This window comes from Rhizobium sp. 01N424 (assembly GCF_056399485.1).
The window spans coordinates 817,173-831,704 of record NZ_JBFTRK010000002.1 but is presented as its reverse complement, the minus strand read 5'-3'; the positions used below and the strand labels follow the sequence as shown (position 1 = coordinate 831,704).

General features: G+C 62.3%; 9 protein-coding genes. 1 reads left to right on the top strand and 8 read right to left on the bottom strand.

The window, feature by feature from the left end:
• Positions 1 to 124: 124 nt before the first annotated feature.
• The 7 genes from AC1DNK_RS09790 to AC1DNK_RS09760 form a co-directional block, all read right to left on the bottom strand.
• Positions 125 to 1,330 (bottom strand): vWA domain-containing protein, encoded by a 1,206-nt coding sequence (locus AC1DNK_RS09790; RefSeq protein WP_477940704.1) that lies wholly within the window; start codon positions 1,328 to 1,330, stop codon positions 125 to 127.
• A 192-nt stretch (positions 1,331 to 1,522) separates the two neighbouring features.
• Positions 1,523 to 2,404 carry a transglutaminase family protein gene (locus AC1DNK_RS09785; protein WP_310296978.1) on the bottom strand — a complete coding sequence of 294 codons (882 nt, stop codon included), beginning with the start codon at positions 2,402 to 2,404 and terminating at the stop codon, positions 1,523 to 1,525.
• 4 nt (positions 2,405 to 2,408) lie between these two features.
• Entirely contained in the window at positions 2,409 to 4,823 is a 2,415-nt protein-coding gene (locus tag AC1DNK_RS09780; protein WP_477940702.1) for a circularly permuted type 2 ATP-grasp protein, read from the bottom strand.
• 11 nt (positions 4,824 to 4,834) lie between these two features.
• Positions 4,835 to 8,158 (bottom strand): transglutaminase family protein, encoded by a 3,324-nt coding sequence (locus tag AC1DNK_RS09775; RefSeq protein WP_477940700.1) that lies wholly within the window; start codon positions 8,156 to 8,158, stop codon positions 4,835 to 4,837.
• Between the two features lie 109 nt (positions 8,159 to 8,267).
• Complete coding sequence (locus AC1DNK_RS09770; protein ID WP_477940698.1) at positions 8,268 to 9,650, bottom strand: sensor histidine kinase; 1,383 nt, start codon at positions 9,648 to 9,650, stop codon at positions 8,268 to 8,270.
• Positions 9,647 to 10,324, bottom strand: a complete 678-nt coding sequence (locus AC1DNK_RS09765) for a response regulator transcription factor (protein ID WP_112385560.1) — start codon at positions 10,322 to 10,324, stop codon at positions 9,647 to 9,649. The genes AC1DNK_RS09770 and AC1DNK_RS09765 overlap by 4 nt, the downstream gene beginning before the upstream one ends.
• Before the next feature lie 70 nt (positions 10,325 to 10,394).
• On the bottom strand, positions 10,395 to 12,260 hold the full coding sequence (locus AC1DNK_RS09760; protein WP_477940696.1) for an adenylate/guanylate cyclase domain-containing protein: 1,866 nt from the start codon (positions 12,258 to 12,260) through the stop codon (positions 10,395 to 10,397).
• Positions 12,261 to 12,394: 134 nt separating this feature from the next.
• Here AC1DNK_RS09760 and AC1DNK_RS09755 point away from each other — a divergent pair, with 134 nt between their 5' ends.
• Positions 12,395 to 13,459, top strand: coding sequence for an ABC transporter substrate-binding protein (locus AC1DNK_RS09755; RefSeq protein ID WP_310296991.1), 1,065 nt, complete (start codon positions 12,395 to 12,397; stop codon positions 13,457 to 13,459).
• On the opposite strand, the gene AC1DNK_RS09750 is transcribed toward AC1DNK_RS09755, so the two are convergent.
• Positions 13,374 to 14,405 carry an acetylxylan esterase gene (locus tag AC1DNK_RS09750; protein WP_477940694.1) on the bottom strand — a complete coding sequence of 344 codons (1,032 nt, stop codon included), beginning with the start codon at positions 14,403 to 14,405 and terminating at the stop codon, positions 13,374 to 13,376. The two genes, AC1DNK_RS09755 and AC1DNK_RS09750, sit on opposite strands and share 86 nt — an antisense overlap.
• Positions 14,406 to 14,532 lie beyond the last annotated feature (127 nt).

Sequence of the window (14,532 nt, the reverse complement as noted above, 5' to 3'; positions counted from 1 at the left end):
CTTCGCCCTCACCCCGGGACTTGATTTCAATCGATTTTCCCGATTTGATACAGGGGATTAGCACACAACGAAAAGCCGCCCCGGTTTGTTCCGGAGCGGCTTTTGTTTTGGGGCAATTGGCTGGTTAGTTGGTGAGCAGCGTCAGGGCTCTCGTCGCTGTCTGAGCAATGCTATCGAAGTCATCGACGAGGTCTTCCATCGTCTCGGCTTCGAAGTAAGTGTTGCTCGATGATGCGCAGTATTGCAGCAGGCTCTTGCCCTTGTCCGGCGCCATGAAGGCGACGGTGAAGATCTGAACGCCTGCCTTCTTGGAAGCATCGCAAGCATCGCGGACATTCTTGTCTTTGGTGCTGTTCCATGTGCTGCTGTTGCCGGTCATTTCTCCGTCGGTCATAAGCACGATGTAGCGATCGACCGTGGTGTTGCCTTTCTTGACGTGTTCCTTGCTTTCCGCGTCCGAGCCGTCGGTGCTCTTCTGGATCGCAGCGGTTGAGACCTGCACTGGCTCCGTTGCGTCAGTTCCGCCTGTCGCCTGCAGGGTCGAAACATAGGTGCGTCCAACGGATGTTCCCCAATTCATTGGGCTGACGCCAATGATCTTGTTGGACGAGTCGCGCAGGATGCCGTTGTTGTAGGAAACGACGCCAGTGCGAACCAGCGCATGCTGCGGATCGGCCTTATCCAAGGCATCGAAGAGCTTGCCGGCGGCGGCCTTCAGCGCGTCAATCTTGATCACATAGGTCTTGCAAGTCTTGTTGTCGCTTTTGTATTTCGCGCATGTCGTCGTGTCGTAGCCCATCGATCCGGACTGATCGAGAACCAGTTCCATCGACAACGCGGTCTTTGTGTCGTTGGTGCCGCTTGTCGTCGCGCTGTTGCTAGCAAGAGAAACGCTCTTCTTTCCGAAGACGCTCATCAGCGGTGTAAGGCCCATGTTATAAGCCGCGCTGACATTGACCTTGTAGCTTTTGCCGGTGGCCGTCGTCGTCGTCACGACGTTCACGGTGACGTTGTTTTTCAAATAGGCCGCATCGCTTGCGCTGAGGTAGTTCGCCATCTGGCCTGCAACGAAGTCCTTAGCGAGCTGCTGGGCGGCGGCGGCATCCGCGACCTTTCCGTCTGCAAGCGCGCTTGCGGCCGCGAGTGCGGCAGAATCCGAAGCTTCCTGAAGCTGCCGCTGTGAAGCGACCATGTTTGAAACGTCGATGGCGACACCCGCCGATCCGATGAGGATCGGAACGAGGATTGCCGTGAATATGCCAAAATTGCCCGAGCGGTCGTGCAGCAGGCGCGTCACGTGGCTCAAAAAATGAGATTTGGGAGACATCATGTCACCTGCAAAGGGGTTGCGTTAACATGAAGGTTTACAGCCCGATTGTTACCGTACTCCTTAAGTGAAATTGTAAAATTTTATGCAACTCACGATTTCGGCACAGAATTTGCGCGCTTCAATGCATTGTCGATATTGGACACAAGGCTTTCGTGACTTCCGCCCATTAATATCTATGGCGGTCGGCGCATCTCATTGCTTCAGCGGCACCACATCGACCGCCTGCACCGCCCGCTGCCCGCCATAGCTCTTCAGCACACCGATCACGGGGGCCACGTCGCTGTAATCGCGGCCATACGCGACGACGATGTGGTCGGTGCTGGCGGGGATGTTGTTGGTGGGGTCGAGTTCGACCCAGCCGAGCGTTTCGCCGCACCAGACGCGCACCCAGGCATGCATGGCGTCTGCGCCCTCCAGCCGTTCCTTGCCTGCGGGAGGGATGGTGCGCAGGAAGCCGGAGACGTAGCCTGCGGGGATGCCGAGGCTGCGGAGCGCCAGGATCATCACATGGGAAAAATCCTGGCAGACACCGCGTTTCAGCTTGAAGGCGTCGAGCGGCGTCGAGTCCACCGTGGTGGCTTCGGTGTCGTAGGTGAAATCCTTGTTGATGCGGGCGCAGAGCGCGGTGGCGATCTGCAGCACGGTGCGCTCTGGAGCTGCACTCTCGCGGGCATAGTCGGAGATCGCGCGGGTTGCAGTCAGACGCGGGCTGTCGCCTAGGAAATGATGGGGGGATTCCGGTTCGAGGGACCAGATGCCGGCAACTTCTTCCGGCAGGCCTGACAGCGTCGGGGAGAAATCGGCAGAGATCGAATGGCTTTCCACCTGCACGCGGGCCTGCATGCGGATATCCAGCGTCTCATGCGGTGAGCGCAGCAGGAAGGAGGTCGACGGATGGCGGAAGAAATCGGTGAAATGCGATTGCTCGTCCGGCGAAGGTGAGATGGTGATCGAGCCGGCGATCAGGCGCTGCCGGTCGGGCAGCGACAGGGGCATCAGGCGCATGATGTGGCGGGCGCCGGAGGCCGGGCTGTCGTAGCTGTAACCCATGTGAAGCGTGAGGTCGTAAAGCACGGCGTCACCCCAGATAGGTTTGTGCGAGAAGATCGGAGAGCGCTTCGAGCTCGCGCTCGAGCTTCTTGTAGACGTCGCCGCTCATCGTCTCCGGCGTCATCACGGCAAGGCCGGAATGGAGGCGCATCGCTTCGCGGTAGAAAGGCGACATCTGGCCGTTGATGAAGGCATTCGGCAGCTGCTCCACTTCGCGGTGGATCTCGTTCACCTGGAAGAGGATCGAGCGTGGGTTGAGCGGATCGAGGGCCAGAAGGTCGGTCACGGTCAGACGCGCGGTGTTGACGTTGTAGCGGCGGCGGTGGGTCATGACGCTGTCGCCAATCTCAAGCAGCATGTCGAGGGCGCCGTCAGGTGCTTCGGGGCCGGACATGTGGCCGAGCAGCCGGGTCAGATGCAGGCCGCGCTCGATGTAGCGGCCGAGCGACAGGAAGCGCCAGCCGGTGAAACGGTACATGTTTTCGTGCACCAGACCGGCAAAGCCCGCGAGCTTGCGCAGCAGGATGGTCATGGCGTGGCTGGCGTCGTCGCCGGCGGCAACGGTCATGCGGAAGCGGCGGGCGGTCTTGGCGAGGTCGTTCAGCGCCAGCCAGCCGTCCGGCGAGAAACGGTCGCGGATGTTGCTGGCGGAATAGACGGCGCTGTCGATGTTGCGCAGCAGCGTTTCCGGCACCGGTTCCTCGGTGTCGATGTCCAGCGCCGCCAGATATTCGGAGACGTCGGCCAGCAGCGGTTGGTTCGGGTCGGCGGCCTCGGCGTAGCGGGCGTGCCAGGCACGCAGGATGCGCAGCGCCCCTTCGGCGCGCTCGATATAGCGTCCGAGCCAGAAGAGATTGTCGGCCGCGCGGCTCGGCAGGCTGCCCGGCATGTTGCGGGTGAAGCTGCCCTCGGCGGGCAGAAGCGTGTGGCGCTCCACCGGCTTGTCGCTGACGATCCAGACGTCGGCGGCGGCACCGCCGGATTGCATGGCGATCGCCGCGACATCGTCGCTGGCGCCGATGCGGGCGAAGCCGCCGGGCATGATCTGCCAGCCATTTGCGGTGCGTGCCGCAAAGACGCGCAGCGACATCGGCCGCGGCGTCAGCTTGCCGCCGACCCACGCCGGTGTAGTGGAGAGCGTGACGACTTCCTGGCCGACGAGCTTCGGGCCATCGGTGCTCAGCCAGTCGGAGATCGAATCCTTCGCCGTTGCGCGCAGGGACGATCCCAGCACGGATTCGCCGTCGTCGTCGAAGAAGGGTGCGCGCGAGAAGGCCGGGCCGATGACCATCTTTTCGAGATGCTTGGCGACATGCTCCTGCTCGCTCTTCTGCCCGCACCACCAGGTGGCAATCGACGGCAGCTGCAGGTCTTCGCCAAGGATCCGGCGACAGATGGTGGGCATGAAGGCCAGCAGTGCGCGGGTTTCGAGAATGCCTGTGCCGAGGCCGTTGACGATCGTCACCGTTTCGGCGCGCAGGGCATCGAGCAGACCGGGCGTACCGATATGCGAATTCTGGTTCAGTTCGAGCGGGTCGGCATAGGCGCTGTCGAGGCGGCGCCAGAGCACGCCGATCGGCTTCAGGCCAGCGACGGTGCGCACCATGATGCGGCCGTTGACGACGGTCAGGTCCTCGCCTTCGAGTAGCATGAAGCCGAGATAGCGGGCGATATAGGCGTGCTCGTAGTAGGTCTCGTTTGCCGGGCCAGGCGTCAGGACCGCGATGCGGTCGTCGCCGGAATGTTTCATCGTCTGCAGCGTGTCGCGGAAGGCGCCGAAGAACGAGGCGAGGCGGTGCACCGGCGTTTCGGCATAGACGTCGGAGAAGGCGCGGGTCGTCGCAACACGGTTCTCCAGCGCGAAACCGGCACCTGATGGCGCCTGCGTGCGGTCGGCCAGCACCCACCAGTTTCCATCCGGGCCGCGGCCGATCTCGAAGGCGCAGAAATGCAGGTAGTGGCCGGTCGCGGGCTTTACGCCTGCCAGCGGCCGCTGGAATTCCGGGTTCGAGGCGATCAGGCCGGGCGGCAGGAAACCTTCCTGCACCAGCGTGTTCTTGCCGTAGATATCCGCGACGATCGCTTCCAGCAGATCGGCGCGCTGGACGAGGCCGGCGGACAATTGCTGCCACTCGCGCTCGTCGATCAGAACTGGAATATGCGACAGCGGCCAGGAGCGTTCGCCGGTGCCCTTGCTTCCATAGGCGCGGTAGAAGACGCCGGCATCGCGCAGATAGCGGTCGGCGCGGGCGAAGCGTTCGGCAAGCTCGGGCTTGGGCACGCGGCCGAAGGCGGAGAGGAAGCGCTGCCAGACCGGGCGGATCGCACCTGTGTTGTCGACCATCTCGTCGGCAACGCCGGGCAAGGGCGCATAGTCGAGAGCCGCATCGTTGGCGCTGCGGGTATCGATTGCCTTGCGTTCCGTTGCCGGCTTCTTGCCCATTAAAACCTAGCCTAAAGCCCTGCCGGACGCCGGAGATCCAGCGTCAGAGGGAATTCTTGCGAACCCGTTTCGGCACGCGGAATGAAGCCGCCTGCGGTATGTCCCCACGGCTCGAACCGGGCAAGCCGCCGTGCTTCCGCTTCGTTGCCGTTGACTGGGAAGGTGTCATAGTTGCGGCCGCCCGGATGGGCAACATGGTAGATACAGCCGCCGATCGAACGCTTCGACCATGTATCATAAATGTCGAAGGTCAGCGGGGTGTTGACCGGCAATACCGGATGCAGGCCCGACGACGGCTGCCAGGCCTTATAGCGGACGCCGGCGACGGAAACACCCGACGTGCCGGTTGGCGTCAGCGGCAGGGTGCGGCCGTTGCAGGTCACGGTGTAGCGCGCGCTGTTGCTGGTTTCGAGACGAACCTGCAGACGCTCGACCGAGCTATCGACATAACGGACCGTGCCGCCGATCGCGCCTTCTTCACCCATCACATGCCAAGGCTCCAGCGCCTGGCGAACTTCGAGCTTCGAGCCTTCGTATTCCACCTCGCCGCAGAACGGGAAGCGGAACTCGAGCTGCGCCTTGAACCATTCCGGGCTGAGATCGAAGCCGTTTTCTTTGAGATCCGCCAGCACATCCATAAAGTCGGCCCAAACGAAATGCGGCAGCATGAAACGGTCATGCAGCGAGGTGCCCCAGCGCACGAAGCTGCCATCGGCCGGGTTCTTCCAGAAGCGAGCGATCAGGGCGCGGACCAACAGCTGCTGGGCAAGCGACATGCGGGCGTTCGGCGGCATCTCGAAGCCGCGGAACTCCACGAGGCCGAGCCGCCCCGTCGGGCCGTCAGGCGAAAACATCTTGTCGATGCAGATTTCGGCGCGATGGGTATTGCCGGTGACGTCGATCAGCAGGTTGCGGAAGAGGCGATCGATCAGCCATGGGAGCGGCGTGACGCCGTGGCCCGGCATCGGCACCTGCGCCATGGCGATTTCCAGCTCGTAGAGGCTGTCGTGGCGGGCCTCGTCGATGCGCGGTGCCTGGCTGGTCGGGCCGATGAACATGCCGGAGAAGAGGTAGGACAGCGAGGGATGCCGCTGCCAGTGCAGGACCAGGCTTTTCAGCAGGTCGGGACGGCGAAGGAACGGGCTGTCGCCGGGGTTCGCGCCGCCGACCACGACATGGTTGCCGCCGCCGGTGCCGGTGTGGCGGCCGTCGATCATGAACTTGTCGGCGCCAAGTCTTGTGGTGCGCGCTTCCTCGTAGACGGCGGTGGTGATGTCGACGCAATCCTGCCAGTTCGCGGCCGGATGAATGTTGACCTCGATGACACCGGGGTCAGGAGCGACGCGGATGACGTTGATCCGTTCGTCCTGTGGCGGCGAGTAACCCTCGATATGAACAGGCAGGTTCAGGTCGCGGGCGGCATTTTCCGCCGCGGCGATCAATTCGAGATAATCCTCGATGCGCTCGACCGGAGGCATGAAGACGCAAAGTCTGCCGTCGCGCGGTTCGACCGACATGGCGGTGCGCACTGCGCCGCCGATCTCGCCGATCGTCTGCTCGACGCGTGCCTGGCTGCTGTCATCCGTCTGGCGCGAGGCTTCCGGCATTGCCCGGCCGGCGGGCACCACGACATCTGCCAACGGCTGGCGTGGAATCGAGGGGTCGGCGGTGTGGATATAGGGATAGCGTGACGGCGGAACGTAGGGCAGGGTGCCGAGCGGCAGGCGGTAGCCGACCGGGCTGTCACCCGGAACGAGGAAGATCTTGCCGCGGCGTGTGCGCCATTTTTCGCTGACCCAGCGCTGGCCCGATGCCTTGGAGTTCCAGGCCTGAACCGGGAGGATATAGCCGGTCGCGACCGTCAGGCCGCGCTCGAAGACGCGGGCGATGCGGTTGCGTTCTTCGGGGTCCTTGAGCTTGGAATTGGACGGATCGACATTTTCGGGGAGGTTGCCCTCCTTGACGATCCATTCGGCCGGGTCCTCGTAAGCGGGCAGAACCATCTCCGGCTCGATCGCCAGTTCCCGGGCGATCGCCGTCAGAAGCTTTCCGGCGTCGTCGGCGGTGACGCCGGCATCCGTGCCTTCGGTTGCGATGAGATCGGGATTTTGCCAGATCGGCAGACCGTCCTTGCGCCAGTAGAGCGAGAAGGTCCAGCGCGGCAGGCTTTCGCCCGGATACCACTTGCCCTGGCCATAGTGCAGGAAGCCGCCGGGGGCGAAGCGCTCGCGGAGCTTGCGGATCAGCACATCGGCCTTTTCGCGCTTGGTCGGGCCGACGGCGTCGGTGTTCCATTCTTCGGATTCGAAATCGTCGATGGAGACGAAGGTCGGCTCGCCGCCCATGGTCAGGCGAACGTCCTGCGCCTGAAGGACGCGGTCGATTGTCTCGCCGAGCGCGTTCAGCTCGTCCCAGCTTTCATCGGAGAAAGGCTTGGTGATGCGCGGGTGCTCGGCAACGCGGGAGACTTTCATGTCGAAGCCGAATTCGGTGTTGGCTTCGCCGAAATAGCCGCCGGAGATCGGCGCGGCATTGCGGAAATGCGGCGTTGCAGCCAGGGGGATATGGCTCTCGCCGGTCAGCAATCCCGAGGTCGGGTCGAGGCCCACCCAGCCGGCGCCCGGAAGATAGACCTCCGCCCAGGCATGAAGATCGGTGAAATCGACTTCGGTTCCAGACGGGCCGTCCAGCGCCTTCAGATCAGGCGCCAGCTGGATCAGGTAGCCGGAGACGAAGCGGGCTGCGAGGCCGAGATGGCGCAGGATCTGGACGAGCAGCCAGCTGGTGTCGCGGCAGGAGCCAAGCGCGCTTCCCAGCGTTTCCTCCGGCGTCTGCACCCCGGTTTCCATGCGAATGACATAGCCGATCTGCTGCTGCAGGCGGGCATTGAGGCCGACGACCATATCGACCGTCGGCTGGCCGGGCGTATAGTCGAGAGTCTCCAGAAAGGCCTTCAGCCGCTGCCCGGGCTCTTCCGGTTTCATGTAGATGGAGAGATCTTCGCGTAGCGTTTCGGGATAGTCGAAGGGCCATTTCGTCGCTTCCTCTTCAACGAAGAAGTCGAAGGGATTGTAGACTGTCATGTCGGCGACAAGATCGACTTCGATCTTGAATTCGGTGACCGGGTCCGGAAAGACGTAGCGGGCGAGATAGTTGCCGTAGGGGTCCTGCTGCAGGTTCACGAAATGGTTCGACGGCGTGACCTTCAGCGAATGACTGAGGACGCGGGTCTTCGAATGCGAGGCCGGTTTGAGGCGGATGACCTGCGGCCCCAGGCGGACCGGCTTGTCATATTTATAGTGCGTCAAATGATAGATGCTGGCCTTGATCGACATATTTCGCCTTATCCGGCGCCGCGTCGTTGCACGGCTTTGCTGTTCCCGAGGGGATAGTGTGCAATGCAGCGAAAGAATGCAAGGCACAAAGGTTAACGGCTGAAAGGCTTTACGACAGTTTTGCGAAAGCGACCGAAGCCTTGAGGCCCTTTCCATCAGGGCCGTTGGCGAGCGTCAGGCTGGCGTTGAAGAGATTGGCGATCTCCTCGACGATCGGCAGGCCGAGGCCAGCGCCCGGTGCGCCCGATTCGTTGCCGCGCGAAAAGCGCTGGCGCACGGCGTCCAGCTTCTCTGCCGGAATGCCGGGGCCGTTGTCCTCGACTTCGAGCGTGACGGTCTCGCCGCCCCGGGAAACGCGGACGGTGACTTCAGCGCCCTTGCCGGAATAGGCGATGGCATTGCCGGCGAGGTTGCGCAAGAGTTCGCCGATCAGCAGCGGCTCTGCCCGGATCACCGCTGCGCCGTCACCTTCGAAGCCAAGGTCGATACCGGCTTCGGCGGCGGTCGGGATCAGCTCGCCGGTGATTTCCTGAGCGAGTGCGGTGAGATCGAGGGCGGTCGCGGTCAGCGCTTCCTTGGCGGCTGCCGCATCGATCTTGGCCATCAGCAACAGCTGGGCAAGAATGCGTTCGGCGTGAGCGACGGCCTGATCACCCTTGAGGGCGGAGCGATGCGCCTCGTCAAGCGTTGCGGCGCGCACCGAGAGCGCAAGCTGGGTGCGGATGATCGCCAGCGGCGTGCGCAGCTGGTGACTGGCATTGCCGGTGAAATTGCGCAGGGCTTCGAGCGCCGATTGCAAGCGGACCATGAAGCTGTTGACGGTATCGACCAGCGGTTCGACTTCGCTCGGTACCAGTTGCTCGATCGGGTGCAGGTCGTCGGGGCTGCGCTCGCCGATCGCATCGCGGAGCTTGTAGAGCGGGCGAAGCGCGACGGTGACCGAAATCCAGACGATGACGGCGGCGCCAGCGATCATGAAGAGAAGGCGCAGCGCCGAGCGGAACAGGATGGCGCGGGCAAGCTGGCGGCGGGCGATGGTGGTCTCGGCAACCGTCACCGAGAAGGGAACGGAGCGGATACCGGTGGAGGCCGACCGCCTCAAGGTGGCGACGCGGATCGGCTCGCCGCGGAACGTATCGTCGGCAAAGCCCGCGACCTCGCCTTGCGTATCGGCGAGTGCAGGCAATGCTTGATAGCCGGTGATGAATTCTCCGGGTGGTCCATCGACGCGGTAGAAGACGCGGTCCTGGGCGGCCGAGGTCAGCATTTCCAGGGCCACATAGGGGATATCGACCTCAAGCGTGCCGTCTTCAGCGACGACGACGCGTTCTGCGATCGCCAGTGCGGAGCCGGCCAGCACGCGATCCGAGACGATATTCGAGGTCTGGATTGCTTCCCGATAGGTATCGGCCAGCGCCAGCGTGCCGATGATGGCGGTGGAGATCAGCAACCAGAAGAGCAGCCTGCGGCGCAGCGAATAGGCGGCCCTCATGCAGCCTCGGTCAGTTTGTCGAGATAGTAGCCGATACCGCGGGCGGTCTTCACCGTCAGACTGTAAGGCGCGAGCCGCTTGCGCAGACGGCTGACATATTGCTCGATGGCATTGGCCGAGATGTCGTCGTCGAAGGCGGTCAGCGACTGGATGATCGCTTCCTTGGCAACCACCTTGCCGGCGCGCATGAAGAGGATTTCGAGCAGGCCGAGTTCGCGGGCGGGGATATCGATCTGGATGCCGGCTGCGGAAAACGTGCGGGAATTGAGATCGAAGGAAACAGGACCGTACATGACGGTTGCCGAATGCAGCCCTGCTTGACGGCGCAGGAGGACGCGGACGCGGGCCTCGAATTCGGCGATGTCGAAGGGCTTGATGAGGTAGTCGTCAGCGCCGAGATCGAGTCCGCGGACCCGCTCTTCCGGCGTGCCGCGGGCCGTCAGGATCAGCACCGCAGCCTTGCTCTGACGGGCGCGCATGTTGCGCAGCACCTCAAGGCCATCCATTTCAGGCAGGTTCAGATCGAGGATGACGAGATCGAAATTCTCGGCGGCGATCACCGCGTTTGCCGAGGCGCCGTCATGAACGACATCGACCGCATGGCCCGTCCCGCGCAAGATCGCAGACAGGCCATCGGCAAGCGCGACATTGTCTTCGGTCAGCAGGATGCGCACGGATGTTTCCTTGTTGGCAAACGAGATTACAGGGCGGGTGCGCCGCTGTCATCATCGGCCGTGCTCATTCTCACGCTGTACGTGCAGCCTCCTGCTCTTTGCGGGCGGCATCCAGCAACCGGTGGAATCGCGGGTCCGAGCGGATGTTGTCGAGGTCGGAATCGTTCTCGAACCACATGATGTGATAGACCGAACTGCGTGGCAGCAGCTTTTCCAGCAGGGCAAGCGCCTCGTCGGTATCACCAAGGACGGAATAGACGCAGGCGAGATTGTATTGCGCGACGATGTCGTTCGGATCGATGGCTATTGCGCGCGCTGCCCAGTTGCGTGCGCGTGCCCTGTCGCCGAGATGGGCGAGCGCGAGCGCGCCGCGATGCGACGGGCCGGAATTTTCCGGATTGAGGCTGACGGCGCGCTCGGCCCGGAGAATGCCGAGCTTCGCCCAGTTCTCGGTATCGGCCGGACGCCCCATCGACCGGTAGACGCTCATCAGGTGGATCGGCGAGACGTAATCGTCGGTCCGGATATGAGCGGCGCGGGTGAAATAATGCGCGGCATTGGCATAGTCGCCATGCATGAAGAAGAAGCGGGCATAGTGGAAGTTCGCCTCATAGAGGTTCGGATCAAGGCTCAGGGCCCGCTCGAAAGCTTCGATTGCCTGTTCCCGCTGACCGTTCTGGTGCAGCGCAAGGCCGCGCGAGGCATGGGCTTCGGCAAGGTCAGGGTTGAGCTCGAGTGCCCGGGCGCTCGCCGTCAGGATCTGCTGCACCGAGACCTGCCCCGGATCCCAATCGCGGATCGCCGCATCGCAATCGGCGATGCCGGCATAGGCGCGGCCATAATCGGGGTCGAGTTCGACGGCCTTTTCGAACATGCGGCGGGCAAGCAGCAGATATGATTTCGTCCAGGTGTGGGAGAGCTGCCGGCCACGCAGGTAATAGGTATAGGCCTCGACATTGGCGGTCGGCTCTTCGGCGATTGCCTTCTTCTCTTCGGGCAGCAGCCGGATCTTCAGCTGGCCGACGATCGAATTGGCGATCTCGTCCTGGATGGCGAAGATATCCGTCAGATTGCGATCATAACGGTCGGCCCAGAGGTGGTCGCCGTTGCTGGTGTCGATAAGGTGGCTGGAGATGCGCACGCGGTTGCCTGCCATCCGCACGCTTCCCTCCAGCACATAGCGGACGCCAAGCTCCTGAGCGAGCTGCTTGATGCGGACCGACGTCCCCTTGTAGGTGAAGACGGTGTGGCGCGACACGACATGCAGGCTCGATACCTTCGAGAGGTCGGTGATGATGTCCTCGGTAATGCCGTCGGAGAAATAGTCCTGATCGGCATCGCCGCTCATGTTGGTGAAGGGCAGAACGGCGATGAAGCAGGTGTTGCGGCGCTGGGTTGCCGCACGGCTGCTGCCGGCACCCTTGTTGATGTCGATGGTGTAGACCTGCACCGGCTGCTTGATGTTCTTCAGTGCATGCTCGCCCTGCAGGTCGAAGCCGACATTAAGGCGCGTGCCGACCTGGTCGCGGACGGAGCTCGACACGCAGATGCCACCTGGCTGCGCAAGCTTTTCCAGCCTGGCCGCGACGTTGACACCATCGCCGAAGACATCACCGTCCTGGAGAACGACGTCGCCAAGATTGATGCCGATGCGGAACTCGATGCGCTGTTCCTTCGGCACGCCCTCATTGCGGGCCGCCATGTTTCGCTGGATCTCGACGGCGCAGGCAACGGCATTCACAACGCTCTGGAACTCGACAAGCATTCCGTCGCCTGTCAGCTTGAAAGTCCGGCCCTTGTAGTCGGAGATCCTGACATCGATCAGTTCACAGCGGTGACGATTGAGCGCCTGAAGAGTTCCGGATTCATCGACCCCCATCAGACGGCTGTAGCCCACGACGTCGGCAGCGAGAATTGCGCTCAGCCGTCGTTCCAATATCCCCTCCATGAAAACGGTCTAATTTAGCTTAACTTCTTTTATAGTTTTTGTCGCGGTAGGCCCGCAATTTTGCTTGAGCTGCAGCGAGGCTCACGCTTGCTCCTCCTTTCGACGCATGCAATCCTTTGCGGATGAGGAGACTTTTCATACTTTTACTGATGCTCTGTCCGGGCTTTGCCTATGGCAACCAGACCTTCTACCCGTCGAAATCCGGAAAGGCGGATGCGCGGGTGCTGACTGTCTATTCGTCACTCGACGAGCCTTTGGCCAAGCCGATGATCACAGGCTTCCAGGATGCCAATCCCGATGTGGCGATCCGCTATGAGGATATGCTGACCGGGGAAATCTACGATCGCATTGTGCGGGAGACCGATGCCGGCAAGAAGACCGCCGACTTTGCCTTCTCGTCCGCCATGGATCTGCAGGTAAAGCTGTCGAACGATGGCTATGCGCAAGTAAGCAACCTGCCGATGAGCGGGCAGTGGCCGAAATGGGCGAACTGGCGCAACACCGCCTATGCGCTGACCTTCGAGCCCGCCGTCTTCGTCTATCACAAGCCGAGTTTCGTGCATGAGCCGGTGCCATCCTCGCGGGCCGAGTTCGTCGATTACCTGAAGCGCAAGGGAAACAGCGTCTATGGCCGGATCGGCACCTATGACATCGAACGCTCCGGCGTCGGCTTCCTGTTCATGGCGCGCGATCAGGAGCAGTTCGGCGATATATGGTCGGTGATCGGGGCGATGGGGGCGGCGGGCGTCAAGCTCTATTCCACAAGCTCGGCGATCCTGGAGCGCGTCGCTGACGGCCGCTTCGTGCTCGGCTACAATATCCTCGGCTCCTACGCCGCCGATTGGGCGGCAAGGCACCCCGATGTCGGCATTGTTTTGCCGAAGGACTATACGGTCGTCATGTCGCGTATCGGGCTTGTGCCGCAGGCCGCTGCCGATCCGGAACTCGGACGGCAATATCTGTCCTTCTTCATGTCGAAGCAGGGGCAGACGATCATGGCGCGCGAACTGCAAATCCCGGCCGTCAGCCCAGAAGTTGCCGGAGACAATACCGCCAATACGATGCAGGAACTGCTTGGAGCCCAGCTGAAGCCGGTTCCTGTCAGTCCGGGACTGATGGTCTATCTCGATCAGGTGAAGCGGGCGCGGCTGATTGCGCATTGGAATGAGGTTCTGCGCCGGCAGTGAAGAATAGGGCGAGTTTGGCGCGCAGCTCTTCGTTCTGTTCGGCGGCACCGTCATAGTCGAAGTGACCGGCATCGAGAACGAAGATCTCCTTGGATCCCGCCAAGGCGTTAGCGACCGAAAACTGGCAGGGTGGCGCGACGGCGGGATCGAAACGCGCTGCGGCGACAAGCATCGGCACCTTGATGCGGGTTGCAGCCGTTGCCGCATCGAAGAAGCGCAGCGTTTCAAGCACACTGCCGTGCTTGCGCTGATACTGCTGCACGGAATCAGCGCTGCCCACGGTCGGCAACCGCAGCCAGAGCGGACGGTTTCCGAATGTCGGAACGGCGAGAAAGCCGCGATCGATCCTGGTGTCGAACGGGATCGCCAGGGCACCCAGCCCGCCGCCGAAACTGACACCCGAATAGCCGATGCGGCCTTCCAGCCAAGGATAGAGTTCGATCAAGGTCGAGACGGCCAGCCAGATATCCTCGACGCAGCCGCCGATCACATAGCTGTCGCGGCTCTCGATGCCATGAAGCACATGGCCGCTGGCCTCTGAAGGGATCGGCGGGTGAGCGCTTCGCGACATGCCGCGGGCGCAGAAGAACAGGACGGCGGTCTCTTCCACAGGCACGTCGAATTCCGGCTGATCGCGTCCGCCGTAGCCATGGCCAACCACCAAGCCGCGCTTGATTGCACTTCGCTTCGGCAGCAGCAGCCAGCCGCCGATCGCGACTCCGTCCGTCGATGCATAGGATATATCGAGGACATTCCAGTCCGCATGCTGCAGCTCGCTTCGAGAGAGCGAGGGTTTGGGATCGGCGTTGATCGCCTTTGCGTATCGCGCATTCCAGAACGCATCGAAACCATCCGGCGCTGCCGGCGGACGGATCGATTCCAGCGCCGGCAAAGTGGCGCCATAGGTTGGGTCGAAATGAAACGGGTGCGCGCGCGGGATGGTCATAGGCCATTCTTTTCCCGAAAGCGGCGGTTGCGCAAGCATGGTTTCGTTGTGGCAGCGAGGCTTCTTTCCGCTGCCTCGATACTACTTGAGAATATTCGAAATATGAAATGTTGGTGCTGTTTCTGCA